The following is a 17,459-nucleotide window of genomic DNA, read 5'->3' on the forward strand; positions in this document are numbered from 1 at the left end:
TAAAAAGATGGTGTAGGTAGGAATAAATAATAAGCTTATCTACACTTTTTATTTGTAAAATATTATAGTATGTAAATAAAAAGTGAATTGACCAATATTATTTAATTAGCTCAATTCACTTATATTAAAATTTTACTAATTTAGGTTAAACTGTTGCATCAGACTCTTTTATACAAGTGCATTCTCCATTATTTACATTGTAAACTAAGCTCTTATCAAAATAGTGAGTATGAAGGAATTTATGAGCAACTTTTCCATGAGGTTCTCCTAAGAATTCATCATATAATGCTACTATAGCAGGATTTTCATGAGATTTACGAAGTTTTTTATTTCTATCTATATTATATAACCCTAAAGCCCTTTTCTTAACAACATCATAATCACCATGATGATATGGTTGACCAGCACCAGCAATACATCCACCAGGACAAGCCATTACCTCTATTATATGGTACTTAGAGTTTCCGTTTTTAACTTCATCCATGACTTTTCTAGCATTTCCAAGGCTACTAGCTATACATACATTTACAATAGTACCATCTATATCTATACTAGCTTCCTTTATACCTTCCATCCCTCTAACTTGAGTGAAGTTTACATCAGCAAGTTCTTTATCAGTTACCCATTCATAAGCAGTACGAAGAGCAGCCTCTAAAACACCGCCAGTAGTACCGAATATATCAGCAGCCCCAGAAGATTTACCTAGTGGGTTATCAAAATCTTTTTCATCTAATGTTAAGAAATCTATACCTGCTTCTTTTATCATTTTAGCAAGTTCTCTTGTAGTTATAGAAACATCAACATCGAGAACCTCTTCTTGACCTAATTCAGTTCTAGAACATTCATATTTCTTAGCTACACAAGGCATCACTGAAACAATATACATATCTTTTGGTTTTATATTTATAACTTTAGGAGCAAAATAATTCTTAGCTATAGCTCCAAACATTTCTTGTGGTGATTTACAACTTGAAGGAAGATTTAGAAATTCTGGATAGTTTTTTTCAACAAAGTTTATCCAAGCAGGGCAACAACTTGTTAAGATAGGAAGATTTTTACCTTTTTTAAGTCTGTGTAAGAACTCAGAAGCTTCCTCTAATATAGTAAGGTCAGCAGAGAAGTTAGTATCAAATACATATTTAAAGCCAAGAGCTTTTAACGCAGATACCATTTTTCCTGTAGTTATAGTACCTGGCTCTAATCCAAATTCTTCTCCTAAAGCAACTCTTACAGCAGGAGCAACTTGAACGGCTACAGTCTTTTCTTTTTGATTTAAGGCATTCCATACAGTAGGTATATTATTTACCTCTGTTAAAGCTCCTGTTGGACATACTGCTATACATTGACCACAGAAAGTACATTCAGTTTCACATAAATAAGAATTGAAGAAGGTGCTAACTTCTGTGCCAAATCCACGATTTATGCCAGATAAAACGCCTACACTTTGTATATCATTACACATTGTTTCACATCTTCTACATAAGATGCATTTGTCATGGTCTTTTACTATTGATTCTGTTGAAGTGTCTTTTGGAGAAGTTGATTGTTCGCCTTTATATCTGATTTTTCTTATACCTAAATCAGCGGCTATACTTTGTAATTCGCAGTTTCCATTTTTCTCACAAACTAAACAATCTTGAGGATGGTCTGATAATAATAATTCAACAACATTTTTACGAGCCTTTAAAGCTTCTTTAGTATTGGTTTGAACATCCATACCTTCTTTAACTAAAGTACCGCAAGCAGGAACTAAACCTCTTCCAGCACTAACCATACATACACGGCAAGATGCGCATTGGTTAATCATATTTATTTCTTTCATTTTTAGGTGACAAAGATTAGGTATTTGAACATTTACTTCTTTTGCAGCTTCTAAAATAGTACTGCCTTTAGGAACTGAAACAGACTTGCCATTTATAGTTAAGTTAACTAAACTCATTTTTATCCCCCCAATAAAGCTAAATTTATTGTTTTATGATAGCATTAAATTTACAATTATCCATACAAGCACCACACTTTAAGCACTTAGAAACATCTATTACGTGTTTTTCTTTAGGTTTACCAGATATACATCCAGCAGGGCATATTCTGCTACACTTAGTACATCCCTTACAGTCATCAGTTATGATGTAATCAAGAAGTGCTTGACACTTTCCAGATGGACATTTTTTATCTACAACGTGAGCAACATACTCATCATAGAAGTTATCAAGTGTACTTAAAACTGGGTTAGGAGCACATTTACCAAGGCCACATAAAGAAGTAGTCTTTATAGTTGTTGCCAACTCTTTTAAATCAGCTAAATCTTGTAAAGTACCTTTACCTTCTGTTATTTTTGTAAGCATTTCAAGTAATCTCTTATTACCTATACGGCAAGGAGTACATTTACCACAAGATTCTTCTACAGTAAATTCTAAGAAGAATTTACATATATCTACCATACAATCGGAATCATCAAGAACGAGCATACCACCTGAACCCATCATAGAACCTATAGAGCTTAATGATTTAAAATCTATAGGAGTATCAAGGTTGTTAGATGCAATACATCCACCAGATGGTCCTCCAGTTTGAACAGCTTTAAACTCTCTTTCATTAGGTATACCGCCACCTATTTCATATACTATTTCTCTTAAAGTAGTGCCCATAGGAACTTCAACAAGACCTACGTTATTTATTTTTCCACCAAGTGCGAAAACTTTAGTTCCTGGAGAATTTTCAGTACCGTACTTAGTAAACCATTCGGCCCCTTCATTTATTATTGCAGGGATATTAGCGAAAGTTTCAACGTTGTTTAAGCAAGTTGGTTTATCCCATAAACCACGCTTAGAAGAACTATAAGTCTTCATTCGAGGCTCTCCACGTTTACCTTCTATTGAATTAATGAGAGCAGTACCTTCACCGCAAACGAATGCTCCAGCACCATACTTTAAGTCTATATTAAAGTTAAAATCTGTACCTAATATATTGTCTCCAAGAAGACCAATTTCTTGGGCTTGAGATATAGCAACTTTTAACCTTTCTATTGCAAGAGGGTACTCAGCCCTTATGTATATGTGACCTGTATCAGCACCTACAGCATAGCCACATATAGCCATAGCTTCTAATACGCTGTGAGGGTCACCTTCAAGTATAGATCTATCCATGAATGCACCTGGATCACCTTCATCGGCGTTACATACAACATATTTTTGACCTGGAGGAGTTTGAGCAGTAGATTCCCATTTAACTCCTGTAGGGAAACCGGCACCACCCCTACCTCTAAGGCCAGAAGCTTTCATTTCCTCAATAACTTGTTCTGGTGTTAATTCATTTATACATTTACCAAGTGCAACGTATCCTTGACATCCTAGATATTCGTTTATATTTTCAGGATTTATATGACCACAATTTCTAAGAGCAACACGAGATTGCTTTTTATAGAAGGACATATCGTCATGTTTTTCAACTTTTCTATGACCAAGGGCAGGTTCTTCAAATAATAATCTTTCAACAACTTCATGCTTAACTAGATGTGTATCAACTATCTCCTTAGCATCGTCAGGAGTTACTTGAACATAGAAAACATTATCAGGGAAGACCTTAACTATTGGACCCTTAGCACAGAATCCAAAACATCCTGTAAGATGAACTTCAGCTTGACTTTCAAGACCTGCATTTTTTATTTCATTTCTCAAATTTTCTATTATAAGATTACTATCTGCAGAAGTACATCCAGTACCTCCACAGACTAATAATTCTCTTTTTGTTAAGTTCCCTTTAGAATGATTTTCTCTCATATCAAGGGCTGGTTTATACTTTGCAACCAGGCTTTTTAATTCTTCAAAAGATTTTATCTTACTCATTTATTTCCCCCCTTAGCAATTTACTTCTGTCTCTCTATAATTGTCTAAGATACTAGTAACATCTTCAGGCTTAACTTGTCCATAAACTTTACCATTTACCACAACAACCGGAGCAAGGCCACATGCACCAACACATCTTAATCCCTCAAGAGAGAATTTAAGATCCTTTGTAGTTTCTCCAGATTTTATACCAAGTTCTTTTTCAAATTGTGCTAATATTTTATCTGCACCTTTAACGAAGCAAACAGTACCTAAACATACACTTATTTTATATTCACCTCTTGGCTCAGTGGTAAAGTAAGAATAGAAACTAACAACACCGTACACTTTAGATGGAGCAACATCTAAAGCTTTAGCTATATAAAGTTGTACTTCTTTAGGCAAGAAGCCAAATATACCTTGAGCATGGTGTAGTACTTGGATTAAAGCGCCCTTTCTAGTTTCAAGAGAATCAATGAAGTTGTCTAATTGGTCAAATAAATGCTTGTTACGTGAATAAAAGTCACACATACAAATCCCCCTTATCGTATAAAAAATTTAAACTAATAAAACTTTAAAGTATAATAAGAGTTTTATTAAAAATTAACTTTATAAAATAATACTTATCTTATAATAGTAGATTTTATATTATTTTATGCTAAAAAGTTAATTAAAATTAAGATATACCCATTGGAAATATGTTAAATCAGTAAATCTAAGATGAAAAATTAGATGAGTATTACGATGTTAGTAAAGATGTGATAGTTTAAATGATAATTATATTATAATATATAAAATAGTTAAAAAGTTAAAATTTAAAGAATTAGTGAAAGAATATTTTGAATTGTCTAAAAATATACGATGAATAAAAGTATGCATCAAGTTAAAACTCAATACATACTTTTATTTATTACAATACAGGAGATAAAAGTCTAGAAATAGACTGTTTTATTCTCACTATATTTGATCTTGAATTATATATATCTAAGGTAATTTCTTTAGATTTTAGAATGTCATTTTCAAATATTTTCTTTTGTTTCTTAGCAACTTCAGGAGAGTACATAAATGCATTAACCTCAAAGTTTAACTCGAAACTTCTTATATCCATATTAGCTGTACCAATAGAACAGATAGTATCATCAATAACTATGGTCTTAGCATGTAAAAATGCATTCTCGTCATAAGTATACAGTTTTGCACCGAATTTTAATAGCTCACCTGCATAAGAGTAAGATGCCCAATATACAAATGGGTGGTCAGGTTTAGATGGTATCATTATTCTAACATCAACACCAGATAGACATGCTACCCTTAGTATATCTACTAAAGTTTTATCTAAGATAAAATAAGGGCTTTGTATATAAAGATACTTCTTAGCTCCCTGAATCATTTTCATATACCCATATTTTATTTCATCTAATTCTGTTATATCAGGACCACTAGATACAATTTGAACACCAACATTGTCACAAGAAGTTTCAGTTGGAACCATAGTATTTTTTTGAATGAAATACTTATCCATATCTAAATTTTCCTGAGTTGTAAATCTCCAATCAAGCATAAATCTAATATTTAAATCTCTTACACATTCTCCTGTAAGTTTAAGGTGAGTATCTCTCCAGTAACCAAATTTAGGGTCTTTACCTAAATATTCATCACCAACATTATTCCCACCAACGAAACCAACATTACCATCTATAACAACGATTTTACGATGATTTCTATAGTTTAGGTTGAAGTTTACTATTTTCATAAAAGAAGGGAAGAAGCAACCAACTTTAACTCCTGCTTTTTTTAACTTAGCTATAGATTTATCTGAGAAGAGTCTACTTCCTACAGCATCATATAGAAGCCTTACTTCTACACCCTCATCTAATTTTTCTAATAGAATATCTATTACTTTATTTCCGATGTCATCATCTTTAAATATATAAAACTGTATATTTATATATTCCTTAGCCTTTTTTAATTCATCTAATAGAGAATCAAAAAATTCCTTAGGTTTTTCATATATATCAACAGAGTTATTAGTTGAATAATGTGCATAGTTAGAATTAGCTAGAGCATAAATAATATCCTTATTAGCTAATAAGCTAGGATCTAGACTGTTATCACATTCTAACTTAGCGTGAGTGTTAACTATATTATCTTTTAAAATTCTATCTTCTTCTTCTTTAATCTTAAACATATTATCTTTAGAGATTCCATGTCCAAAAGTAATATACAATACAAAGCCTACAGCAGGAATGGTTAAAAGTATAAGAATCCATGCCATTGTAGTTTGAGTATCTCTTTTTTCTCTAAATATAAGATGTATAACTGCAGAAAAGTTTAATATATAGATTAGTGTCACAAACATTTCATAGGCTGAATCTTTAACAAAAGATAAGTTCATCACAAAACCCCCTTCTAGAATAAGTACGAATAAATATATATTTTAATACTATTTATAGTACATAGTCAATAAATAAGGTATAAATTTAACGAAAACACAAAAGTATGTCGAGAAAATAAGGATTAGCTAACAGAATGTCTTAATAATAAAAAAAGAGATTATACTGTGATTATAGTATAATCTCTTGAATATTTATATTAATTAAGCTGCTTTCTTAGCTTCTGAAGATTCTTCTTTATTAGCATATAAGAAGAAGTATATACCAGCAACGAATATTGCCCCTCCTAATATGTTACCTATTGTAACTGGTATTAAGTTATTCATGAATATGCTTGGTACGTTTATAGCAGCTGCATCAGCGGCAGTTTTGTGAGCTGCTTCTAAGAATGCAGTATTTCCTTTAGCGAATAAACCTGCGAATAAGTATCCCATGTTAGCAACACTATGCTCAAATCCAGCACAAACAAATAAGAATATACCGATGAATCCAGTTAAAACTTTACCAGATATATCCTTAGCTCCGTAGCTCATCCATACAGTAACACAAACTATCCAGTTACATAATATACCTGATATCATAGCAGATATCCAAGGGAAACCTAATTTACCGATAGCATTTTTAACAACAACACCACCATATAGTCCGTTACTCCAATCGAATACACCAGACATACTAACCATCCATGCAACTAATACTGCACCTAATAAGTTACCTATCCAAACTAAAGCCCAGTTCTTGAAAGCTTGTCCCCAAGTAACTTTTTTCTTGAAAGCTGCTAAAGCTACAAGTATATTTCCTGTGAATAAGTCCGCACCAGCTATTAAAACAAATATAAGTCCAGCAGGGAACATAAGTCCAGCTACCATTTTACCTAATCCGTAAGTAGCAGGGTTTGCTAATAAGTTGTAAGCAGCTGCAACTGATCCTAAAGCACCGAATGCTATGTAAGCACCAGCTAAGAATGCAGAAGCTAAAACTTTTTTAGTTGGCGTAGTAGCCTTTTTTATACCAGTGTTGATAGTGTACTCTGCTATTTCAGCTGGCATAAGCATTTTCTTATCTGACATATAAAGTCCTCCTCTAAAATATATAAATATTATTAAATAATAAATTTCAAACTTGTTATGAAATTTTAATTTTTCTGTCGAAAAACACAACAGTAGTAATTATACAATAAAAATTTAACTTTGTATACATAAAACATTCAACTTAATAAAATGTGAAATTAATCTACAAAAACGTCTTTTATAATGTGAGTAACTATGTTTAAAAATATATATTTAGTATACATGGTTTGTATTTGTAGATAAATTAACTATGATGGTGCTATAATCTTTTTAAGTGCTTATATAAAAATAGGGGGTGGATTTATGGACAAAAGATTCTTAACACCCAGGGAAGTAGCAAATGCTACTGTAAATGTAGGTATAAATAAAGCTAACTTATCTACTAGCTCATGTATTAGGTTAGGTATGCTTGCAGGTATTTTTATAGGCTTTGGAGGATTAGGAAACATACTATTCGGTCAAACTATATCTAATATAGACCCAGGGCTAGGTAGATTTGTTGGAGCGATGGTGTTCCCTGTTGGACTTATGTTAGTTGTAATATGCGGAGCAGAACTTTTTACAGGAAACAATTTAATGACCTTAGCAATTTTAGAAAAGAAAATAACTATAGGTCAAATGTTTAGGAATTGGAGCTTTGTATATTTGGCAAACTTTGTAGGATCTGTAGTTCTAGCTTTAATTGTATTTTATTCAGGTACATTATCTGGTGATGCAGCTACTAAAGCAATAGCTATAGCAGAATCTAAAGCAAATCTTGATATTTTGCAGATGTTCTTAAGAGCTATAATGTGTAATATTTTAGTTGTTTTAGCAGTATGGATGGCTACAGCTTCTCAAGATATAGCATCAAAAATATTTTCATGTTGGTTCCCAATAATGCTATTTGTATTATGTGGATTTGAACATAGTATTGCGAATATGTTCTTCATACCTATGGGAATGTTATTAGGTGCACAAGTTAGTATAGTAGGATTACTAATAAATCTAGTTTTTGTAACATTAGGAAATATTGTAGGAGGGGCTATAATTATTCCCTTTGCATATCATAGATGTTACCTTAAAAAAACAACATCAAAAAATACTAATTAGGAACATTGCGTTGATATAGCTATATCAACGCTTTTTTAATTTACTTTAGACCTTTATATATTGTTATTTTTTTTTTAATACATTATTATATATAAGATAGATGAAATTAATAAAATACAAGTAAATGAATATAAATAAGTATATAAATATGTATAATTAGTATAAACTAGGAGGAAATATAGATATATGAATAAGGAATTTATATATAACAGTTTATTAGATATATTAGGCGAAGAAAATAAAGGAAATATAATGGTAGATGAGCCGATGAAAAAACACATATCATTTAGAGTTGGTGGACCTGCCGATATATTAGTAAAGCCAAATACAGAAGAACAGATAAGAGATATTATAAAACTATTAAAGGAAGAAAACGTTCCATATATTGTAATAGGAAATGGTTCAAACTTATTAGTTAAAGATGGTGGAATAAGAGGAGTTGTTATTGAAATATCAAATAATTTCAATGACTTCGAAATAGAAGGAACTACTGTAAAAATTAAATCAGGAGCAATGCTTTCTGTAGTTGGGAAAGCTGTAATGAGGGAAGAGTTAAAAGGCTTTGAATTTGCGGCTGGAATACCAGGTACATTAGGTGGGGCATTAGCTATGAATGCAGGTGCTTATGGCGGAGAAATGAAGGATATAGTTAAATCTGTAAGACTTATGGATACAGATGGTAATATATTTGAGTTTACAAATGAACAAATGGAATTTGAATATAGAAAAAGTATTTTAACTAGAACAAACTATATAGTATTATCAGCAGTAATAGAATTAGAAAAAGGAAACTATGAAGAAATAAAAGAAACAATGAAAGACTTTACTCAAAGAAGAGTTACAAAGCAACCTTTAAGTTTACCAAGTGCGGGAAGTACTTTTAAAAGACCAGAAGGACACTTTGCAGGTAAATTAATAGAGGACTGTGGATTAAAAGGTCTTACATTAGGTGGAGCACAAGTTTCTGAAAAGCACAGTGGATTTGTTGTTAATATAGGCAATGCTAAAGCTAAAGATTTATTGGATTTAATGTATGTAGTAAAAAGTACTGTTAATGCTAAGTTCAATGTTTTACTTGAAGAAGAGGTTAAGATACTTGGAGAGGACTAAAATATGCAAATATTAGCAGATTATCATACACACACTATATATAGTCATGGAAAAGGTACAATAGAAGAGAATGTTAAAGTGGCTATGTCTAAGGGTATAAAAAAAATCGGAATATCAGACCATGGATATAGACATATGACATATGGTGTTAAACTAAAAGATATACAAAAAATGAGAGAAGAAATTGATAAATTGAACCAAAAATACCCTAATATAGATATCCTTTTAGGAATGGAATGTAATATACTAGATAAAAATGGTAACATAGATATAAATGAAAATATTATACATTTTTTCGATTACGTAATGGCAGGGTATCATTTTGGATCAGCTCCAACATCATTAAAAAGTATGATGAATCATTTTAATAATTACATTATAAAAAATGAAAAGGCAAAAGAGTATAATACTCAAGGCATAATAAATGCTATGAGAAACAATGATATTTTTATTATAACGCATCCTGGAGATAAAGGAGATGTGTATATAGAGGAAATAGCTAAGGTGGCAAAAGAGACTAATACAAGACTTGAAATTAATAGTAGTCATGGATATTTAAATGTAGAACAGCTAAAAAAAATAAAACATTTAGGAAATACATTTATAATAGGATCTGATGCACACATACCTAATAACGTAGGAAATTTTGACAAAGCTATGAAGACTATTAAAGAAGCTAAATTAGATTTATTATTTGTTGAAAATATAAGAGTATAAAAATTTAAGGGGGTAAGTTAGATGAAATTTGTAATAGTTACTGGACTTTCTGGGTCAGGAAAAAGTGAAACTATGAGAGCTTTAGAAGATATGGGATTTTATTGTGTAGATAACTTACCACCTGCTTTAATAACAAAATTTGCAGAGTTATGTTATCAACCAAATTCAAGTATTGATAAAGTTGCTTTAGGTATAGATATTAGAGGAAGAAGATTTTTCAAGGAACTTCATGAGAGTTTAGAGTATTTAAAAAAAGAAAACTATAAATATGAAATGTTATATTTAGATTGTTCAGATAGAGTATTATTAAATAGATATAAAATGACAAGAAGAAATCATCCTCTTTCTATGAACGTATCTTTAACAGAAGGTATAAAAATGGAAAGAGAGATAATGGAACCCTTAAAAGAAGTATCTGATTCTATTATAGATACGACTAATATGAAGCCTAAGGATTTAAAGGAAGAGATAAGCAAGATATACTCTCAAGGAGAAGAAAATAATAAATTAACTATATCTGTATTATCATTTGGATTTAAACATGGTATACCAGCAGATTGTGATTTAGTATTTGATGTAAGATTCTTGCCAAATCCATACTATCTAGAAGAATTAAGACCTAAAACAGGTGACGAACAAGATGTAAGAGATTATGTTATGAATTCTAAGATAAGTCAAGAATTTTTTTACAAATTAAATGATATGATACAATTTTTAGTACCACAGTATATAGAAGAAGGAAAGCAACATTTAGTTATTGGTATAGGTTGTACTGGAGGTAGACATAGATCTGTAACTATAGCGAATCTTATATATGATGAGCTGATGAAAAAAGGATATAGGGTCGTAAAGAAACACAGAGACTCTATGATTAGATAATCTGGAGGAAAAAATGAGTACTATATTTTTTATAGTAGGGGTAACAGGGTGGGTTTCTTTATTAATATCATTTTATTTATATAGAAGAATTGTAAATGAAAGAATCAAGCCAAGATATCTTAGAAGTAAGGAAAGTGTAGAACCAAAAGTTGTTGTTATAGGAGGAGGTACAGGTCAATCAATTTTCTTGAGAGGTCTAAAATACCATACTAAAAATATAACTGCAATAGTTACTGTTGCAGATGATGGTGGAGGATCTGGAGTATTAAGAGAAGACTTAGGGATGTTGCCTCCAGGGGATATAAGAAATTGTCTGTTAGCTCTTGCCAATATAGAGCCTACTATGGATGAAGTTATGAAGTATAGATTCACAGAAGGTGGCTTAAAAGGTCAAAGTTTTGGCAATCTGTTTTTGGCAGCAATGAATGGTTTATATGGAAATTTTGAAGTTGCTGTATATAAAATGAGTCAAATATTTGCAATAACTGGAAAGGTATTGCCAGTAACATTAGAAGATATAAATCTTGTAGCAAAGCTAAAAGATAAAAGCATAGTAAAAGGGGAATCGAATATTCCAAAGGAAGTAAAATCTAAAAATACATCTATAGAAAAAGTATTTTTAGAACCATCTAATGCAAAACCGTTGGACGAAGTTATTAACTCTATAGAAAATGCTGATATAATAGTTATAGGTCCAGGAAGTTTATATACAAGTATAATTCCAAATCTTTTAGTTGATGGAGTAGTCGATGCAATTAAAGCGTCAAAAGCCCCAAAGGTATATATATCTAACATAATGACCCAACCAGGGGAAACAGACGAATACAATGTTTTGCAACATGTAAATGCAATAATAAAACATTCAAGTGAAAATATTATTGATTATGTGATATCAAATAATGAAATATTACCAGAATATATATATGAAAGATACCAAAAAGATGGTGCTAGTCAAGTTTTACTAGACAAAGGGCAAAAAAATACCCTTAAAGGTATGGGGGTAAAATCGATAGAAGAAAACCTAATTGAGATAAAAAATAATTATATTAGACATGATGCAGATTGCATTTCTAGTATAATAGTTGATTTGGCACTAAGTCATAAAAATGACACTATGAAGTAAAAAAGGATTTTAAGTATTTATGTAGAAATCCTTATTATTATGTTAGTTTTAAGGAGTGAACATCTATGAGAGAAGAGGTTAGTGCCGGAGGTGTAGTACTATTTGGCAATGCCATACTTTTACTTAGAAAATTCAATGGAGATTGGGTTTTACCGAAAGGAAAGGTAGAAGAAGGCGAAAATAGGCAAGAGGCAGCGTTACGAGAAGTTTTAGAAGAAACTGGGGTAAAAGCTGAAATACTGAAATATTTAGGTGAAATTCATTATACATTCAAAGAAAACTGGGATGAAAACAAAGCGGTTCATAAAACTGTATTTTGGTATTTAATGCATGCAAGAAATATGGATACAATACCTCAAAAAGAAGAAGGGTTTATAGATGCTAAGTTTATACATTTAGATAGGGTAGTAGACTTGGCTAGATATGATGATGAAAAGGAAATCATCAAAGTTGCTTTACAAGAAATAAAAAAACGATTAAAAAAGAACAGTTAATAGGTGATAATTATGTCTTTTTCAGCTGAAACGAAAAATGAGTTAGCAAGAATTACGTCAGATAATGATAATTGCAACATAGCTGAATTAGCTGCTCTAGTAAGATTATCAGGAAGTATACAAATTGTAGGATATAAAAAATTAAATTTAAAGATAACTACGGAGCTAAACTCTATAGCTCGTAAGGTATTTAGACTACTAAAACAAAATTTTGGTATAAACACAACTATATCGGTAAATAAGAATCAAATGCTAAAGAGAAATAATAGCTATGTTCTTATGGTTACTAGTGAAATGGGAGCACAAAAACTTATAAAGGATTTAGGGATATTAGAGCCAGGAGATGGATTTTATCCTTTAAATAAAGTACCAAGTCATCTTTTAAAAGATGATGAATGTATAAGAGCTTTTATAAGAGGTGCATTTCTTGGAGGAGGATCTATAAGTGATCCGGGGAAAAATTATCATATGGAGTTTGTAACTAACAATGAGGAATTTGCAGAATCCCTACAGAACCTTATAAATTCATTAGGATTTAATTGTAAAATAGTTCTTAGAAAGAATAACTATGTAGTGTACTTAAAGGAAAGTGAACAAATATCGGATTTATTAAGTATAATAGGAGCTCACAATGCACTTTTAAGTCTTCAGAACACAAAAATTGTAAAAGCAATGAGAAATAATGTAAATCGTATAGTTAACTGCGAAACTGCGAATCTTTCAAAAACTGTTAATGCAGCAGTTAGACAGGTGGAAAATATTAAGTTTATACAAGAAACTATCGGAATAAATAGTTTACCTGAAAACTTGCAAGAAATAGCTAAAGTTAGGCTAGAATGTGAAGACTTAACATTAAAGGAATTAGGAGAAATACTAAATCCTCCAATAGGTAAGTCTGGTGTAAATCATAGATTAAGAAAAATAGAAGAGATAGCTAACAATCTTAGGAATAAGTAATATAGGGGTTATATTTATATAACCTCTTTTTGTATATAAAAATACGGTATATATTAACTAATAGTTCGTTATTTTAAGGATATATACTGATTAAAGGTATAAATATGATAGCTCAATAGATAAGTGTTAAAATTAAAGTTTTATCACCTTATTTTATGGTAATATAAGAAGATAAGACAGGAGGTGGTTTAGTGAGCAAAGATTTCGCACATCTTCATGTTCACACGGAGTATAGTTTACTTGATGGTTTTTCAAGAGTAAAGAAGCTTGTGAGTAAAGCAAAAGAATTGAATATGAGTTCTATTGCCATAACAGACCATGGTTGTATGTTTGGAGTAATAGATTTTTATAAAACAGCTAAAAAAGAAGGAATAAAACCTATAATAGGTTGTGAGGTATATACAGCACCTCGTAGATTAAGAGATAAAGACCCTAATTATGATAAAAATCAAGGACATTTAGTTTTATTAGCAAAGGATATGGAAGGATATCAAAATCTTATAAAACTAGTATCTACTTCTTATGTAGAAGGATTTTATTATAAACCAAGAATAGATATGGATGAACTTAGAAAATATAGTAAGGGAATTATAGCTTTATCAGCATGTTTAGCAGGAGATATAGCACAATCTCTTATGGATAGAAATTATGAAAAAGCAAAAAAATACGCTTTAGAATATGAAAGTATATTTGGAAAGGGTAATTATTATTTAGAAATACAAGACCAAAACATAGAAGAGCAAAGGTCTGTAAATGAAGAAATAATAAAACTTTCAAGAGAAACAGGTATACCATTAGTTGCTACAAATGATGTACATTATGTTAATAAAGAAGATGCAAAGATTCATGATGCACTTATGTGTATTCAGATGGGTAAAACTTTAAACGATCCAAATAGAATGAGGTTTGGTAGTGATGAATTTTATCTAAAATCAAGAGAAGAAATGGAAAGGGTATTTCCAGACGTCATAGAGGCATTAGATAATACTGTAAAGATAGCAGAACAATGTAATGTAGAATTTGACTTCAATACAATACATTTACCACAATATGAAGTTCCTAAAGGTTATACACCAGATAGCTATCTTAGAGAACTTTGCTTTAAGGGATTAGAAGAAAGATATGGTACCCCAAGTCAAGAAGTTATAGATAGACTTAATTATGAATTAAGTGTCATTGAAAAAATGGGATACGTAGAGTATTTCTTAATCACATGGGATTTTATAAATTTCTCTAAAGAAAATAATATAATGGTAGGTCCAGGTAGAGGTAGTGCGGCAGGTTCTATTGTTGCATATACCCTTAAAATAACAGATATAGACCCTATAAAATACTCACTGTTATTTGAAAGATTTTTAAATCCAGAGCGTGTATCCATGCCCGATATAGATATTGACTTCTGTTATGAAAGAAGAGAAGAAGTTATAGATTATGTAAAAAGAAAATATGGTGAAGATCACGTTGCACAGATAATAACTTTTGGAACAATGGGAGCTAAAGCTGCTATAAGAGATGTTGGTAGAGTTTTAGATGTACCATATAACAAAGTAGACAAAATAGCAAAAGAAATTCCATTTGCTTTAGGGATGACAATAGATAAAGCTCTAGAAACCAATCCAAATCTAAGAGCATTATATGAACAAGATAAAGAAACAAAAGAAATCATAGATATATCAAAGCAAATAGAGGGAATGCTTAGACATGCATCTACCCATGCAGCAGGTGTAGTTATATCTAAAAATCCAGTAGATGAATATGTACCACTATATAAACACCAAGATGCTATAACAACTCAATTTACTATGACTACATTAGAAGAGCTTGGTCTTTTAAAGATGGATTTCTTAGGACTGAGAACTTTAACTGTAATAAGAGATGCACTTGAATTGATAGAAAAAAATCATGGTGTAAAAATAGACTTTTCTAAAATGGATTATGATGATAAAAAAGTATATGAACTTTTATCATCAGGTAATACGCTAGGTGTATTCCAATTAGAAAGTGCTGGGATGAGAAGTTTCATGAAACAATTAAGACCTGATAATTTCGAGGATATAGTGGCAGGAATATCTTTATACAGACCGGGTCCAATGGATTCTATACCTACTTATATAGAAAACAAGAATAATCCAGATAAAGTTAAATACCTACATGAGTCTTTAAGACCTATAATGGATGTTACCTATGGATGTTTAGTATATCAAGAGCAGGTTATGCAGGTTGTTAGAGATTTAGGTGGATATACTTATGGCCGTAGTGACTTAGTTAGAAGAGCTATGGGTAAAAAGAAGATGGATGTAATGGAAGAAGAAAGAAGATACTTTGTCCATGGTAAAGAAGATGAAGACGGAAATATAGAAATAGCTGGGTGTGTAAGGAATGGTGTTCCAGAAGAAATAGCTGAAAAAATATTTGATGATATGATAGACTTTGCAAAATATGCTTTTAATAAATCGCATGCTGCTGCATATGGTGTATTATCATATGAAACAGCCTACTTAAAAGCACACTATCCAGTAGAATTTATGGCAGCTTTAATAACAAGTGTAATGGGTAATACTGATAAAGTTGTTGAATATATAAGAGAATGTAACGCATTAGGAATTGAAATATTAAGGCCAGATATAAATAGTAGTTTTTCTAAATTCTCAGTTGAGGGAACTAACATAAGATTTGGACTAGCAGCTGTCAAAAATGTCGGTGTGAATATTATAAATAATATAATAAGAGAAAGAGAAGCTAATGGCAGATTTACAGATATATCAGATCTTCTAAAAAGATTAGATTCAAAAGATATAAACAAAAGGGTTATAGAGAGTTTAATAAAGTGTGGGGCTTTTGATGAAATATCTGAAAATAGAGCAAGTCTAATGGCAGGGTATGAAGGCTTAATCGATAGTGTCTCTATGGACAGAAAGAAAAATCTTCAAGGTCAAATATCTTTATTTGATGCATTTGGATCTCAAGGCGAGTCTACTCAATTACAAGAAGTTAGTAAGTTACCAAGTTTAAAAGAATATGAGGAAAGAGAAAAGCTAAACTTAGAAAAAGAAGTCCTAGGAATGTATGTAAGTGGACACCCTCTTTCACAATTTGAAGAAGAAATAAGTAGAAGAACTTCTATTGATAATGGAAAACTAAATGCTTTAAAAGACGATGTTGAAAATTATTTAGCACTAGATGAAAAAGAAGTTATAATGGGTGGTATGGTAGTTAATAAAATAATAAAAACTACAAAAAGAAATGATATTATGGCATTTATAGAACTTGAGGATTTGTATGGAACAATAGAAATAATAGTATTTCCTCAATTACTGCAAAAATACAATCATATACTAAATGAAGATAATATTATATATGTAAAAGGTACTCTAAGTATAAAAGAGGATGAAAATGCAAAACTTATAGCTAGAGAGATAAAAGATATAAGTGACACTTCTAAGTTTGAAGAGTCTAGATATAAAAATAGAGTAGATAATAATCAAAGACAAAGATCACAGGTAGGTAACAATTCTAAACTTGGTTTATACCTAAAGGTAGATAGTCATAAAAATCAAGATATTATAAACCGTATAGGTGATGTATTTAAAAATCACTTAGGAAAAGAAAATGTATTTTTATATGCAGAAGATACAAAACAATTATACAAGTGGAATGGTCTAAGTGTAGATATATGTGAAGAGTTGATGTATAGCTTAGAAAAAATACTACCTAAGAGTTGTATCAAGATAAAGAAATAAAGATAATAATGAAGTTTTATAATAAAACGTTAGATAAAATATTTTAATAAAGTACATTTT

At 30.8% G+C, this 17,459-nt stretch carries 13 protein-coding genes; 8 read left to right on the plus strand and 5 right to left on the minus strand.

Annotated features, from left to right (window positions below; genetic code table 11):
* Nucleotides 1-145 precede the first annotated feature (145 nt).
* The 5 genes from FRIFI_RS00485 to FRIFI_RS00505 form a co-directional block, all read right to left on the minus strand.
* Nucleotides 146-1,939, minus strand: a complete 1,794-nt coding sequence (locus tag FRIFI_RS00485) for an NADH-dependent [FeFe] hydrogenase, group A6 (RefSeq protein ID WP_166504688.1) — start codon at nt 1,937-1,939, stop codon at nt 146-148.
* 25 nt (nt 1,940-1,964) lie between these two features.
* Nucleotides 1,965-3,845 carry an NADH-quinone oxidoreductase subunit NuoF gene (locus FRIFI_RS00490; protein ID WP_092922308.1) on the minus strand — a complete coding sequence of 627 codons (1,881 nt, stop codon included), beginning with the start codon at nt 3,843-3,845 and terminating at the stop codon, nt 1,965-1,967.
* Between the two features lie 12 nt (nt 3,846-3,857).
* Complete coding sequence (locus FRIFI_RS00495; RefSeq protein ID WP_092922311.1) at nt 3,858-4,355, minus strand: NADH-quinone oxidoreductase subunit NuoE family protein; 498 nt, start codon at nt 4,353-4,355, stop codon at nt 3,858-3,860.
* Nucleotides 4,356-4,734: 379 nt separating this feature from the next.
* Nucleotides 4,735-6,219, minus strand: coding sequence for a cardiolipin synthase (gene cls / locus FRIFI_RS00500; protein WP_330405545.1), 1,485 nt, complete (start codon nt 6,217-6,219; stop codon nt 4,735-4,737).
* Between the two features lie 201 nt (nt 6,220-6,420).
* Nucleotides 6,421-7,287 carry a formate/nitrite transporter family protein gene (locus tag FRIFI_RS00505; RefSeq protein WP_092922317.1) on the minus strand — a complete coding sequence of 289 codons (867 nt, stop codon included), beginning with the start codon at nt 7,285-7,287 and terminating at the stop codon, nt 6,421-6,423.
* A gap of 303 nt (nt 7,288-7,590) precedes the next feature.
* Here FRIFI_RS00505 and FRIFI_RS00510 point away from each other — a divergent pair, with 303 nt between their 5' ends.
* From FRIFI_RS00510 to FRIFI_RS00545, 8 genes are all read left to right on the plus strand, one after another.
* Nucleotides 7,591-8,379: a formate/nitrite transporter family protein gene (locus FRIFI_RS00510; protein WP_092922319.1), complete on the plus strand. Its 789-nt coding sequence runs from the start codon at nt 7,591-7,593 to the stop codon at nt 8,377-8,379.
* Between the two features lie 186 nt (nt 8,380-8,565).
* Nucleotides 8,566-9,489 carry a UDP-N-acetylmuramate dehydrogenase gene (gene murB / locus FRIFI_RS00515; RefSeq protein WP_092922322.1) on the plus strand — a complete coding sequence of 308 codons (924 nt, stop codon included), beginning with the start codon at nt 8,566-8,568 and terminating at the stop codon, nt 9,487-9,489.
* Between the two features lie 3 nt (nt 9,490-9,492).
* Nucleotides 9,493-10,206, plus strand: coding sequence for a PHP domain-containing protein (locus FRIFI_RS00520; protein WP_166504689.1), 714 nt, complete (start codon nt 9,493-9,495; stop codon nt 10,204-10,206).
* 21 nt (nt 10,207-10,227) lie between these two features.
* Nucleotides 10,228-11,085, plus strand: coding sequence for an RNase adapter RapZ (gene rapZ / locus FRIFI_RS00525; protein WP_092922327.1), 858 nt, complete (start codon nt 10,228-10,230; stop codon nt 11,083-11,085).
* 13 nt (nt 11,086-11,098) lie between these two features.
* Nucleotides 11,099-12,208: a gluconeogenesis factor YvcK family protein gene (locus tag FRIFI_RS00530; protein ID WP_166504690.1), complete on the plus strand. Its 1,110-nt coding sequence runs from the start codon at nt 11,099-11,101 to the stop codon at nt 12,206-12,208.
* Nucleotides 12,209-12,273: 65 nt separating this feature from the next.
* Nucleotides 12,274-12,702: an NUDIX hydrolase gene (locus FRIFI_RS00535; protein WP_092922332.1), complete on the plus strand. Its 429-nt coding sequence runs from the start codon at nt 12,274-12,276 to the stop codon at nt 12,700-12,702.
* A 12-nt stretch (nt 12,703-12,714) separates the two neighbouring features.
* Entirely contained in the window at nt 12,715-13,659 is a 945-nt protein-coding gene (gene whiA, locus FRIFI_RS00540) for a DNA-binding protein WhiA (RefSeq protein WP_166504691.1), read from the plus strand.
* 191 nt (nt 13,660-13,850) lie between these two features.
* Nucleotides 13,851-17,399 carry a DNA polymerase III subunit alpha gene (locus tag FRIFI_RS00545; protein WP_092922338.1) on the plus strand — a complete coding sequence of 1,183 codons (3,549 nt, stop codon included), beginning with the start codon at nt 13,851-13,853 and terminating at the stop codon, nt 17,397-17,399.
* The last annotated feature ends 60 nt before the right edge of the window (nt 17,400-17,459 follow it).

It is taken from the genome of Romboutsia hominis (assembly GCF_900002575.1).
Taxonomy (GTDB): domain Bacteria; phylum Bacillota; class Clostridia; order Peptostreptococcales; family Peptostreptococcaceae; genus Romboutsia_C; species Romboutsia_C hominis.

Bases quoted from the DNA above. Each gene is read 5' to 3' on its own strand.
- FRIFI_RS00485 (WP_166504688.1), bottom strand. From the start codon at position 1,939: ATGAGTTTAGTTAACTTAACTATAAATGGCAAGTCTGTTTCAGTTCCT.
- whiA (WP_166504691.1), top strand. From the start codon at position 12,715: ATGTCTTTTTCAGCTGAAACGAAAAATGAGTTAGCAAGAATTACGTCA.
- FRIFI_RS00535 (WP_092922332.1), top strand. From the start codon at position 12,274: ATGAGAGAAGAGGTTAGTGCCGGAGGTGTAGTACTATTTGGCAATGCC.
- FRIFI_RS00520 (WP_166504689.1), top strand. From the start codon at position 9,493: ATGCAAATATTAGCAGATTATCATACACACACTATATATAGTCATGGA.
- FRIFI_RS00505 (WP_092922317.1), bottom strand. From the start codon at position 7,287: ATGTCAGATAAGAAAATGCTTATGCCAGCTGAAATAGCAGAGTACACT.
- FRIFI_RS00530 (WP_166504690.1), top strand. From the start codon at position 11,099: ATGAGTACTATATTTTTTATAGTAGGGGTAACAGGGTGGGTTTCTTTA.
- FRIFI_RS00510 (WP_092922319.1), top strand. From the start codon at position 7,591: ATGGACAAAAGATTCTTAACACCCAGGGAAGTAGCAAATGCTACTGTA.
- FRIFI_RS00495 (WP_092922311.1), bottom strand. From the start codon at position 4,355: ATGTGTGACTTTTATTCACGTAACAAGCATTTATTTGACCAATTAGAC.
- cls (WP_330405545.1), bottom strand. From the start codon at position 6,219: ATGAACTTATCTTTTGTTAAAGATTCAGCCTATGAAATGTTTGTGACA.
- FRIFI_RS00490 (WP_092922308.1), bottom strand. From the start codon at position 3,845: ATGAGTAAGATAAAATCTTTTGAAGAATTAAAAAGCCTGGTTGCAAAG.
- murB (WP_092922322.1), top strand. From the start codon at position 8,566: ATGAATAAGGAATTTATATATAACAGTTTATTAGATATATTAGGCGAA.
- rapZ (WP_092922327.1), top strand. From the start codon at position 10,228: ATGAAATTTGTAATAGTTACTGGACTTTCTGGGTCAGGAAAAAGTGAA.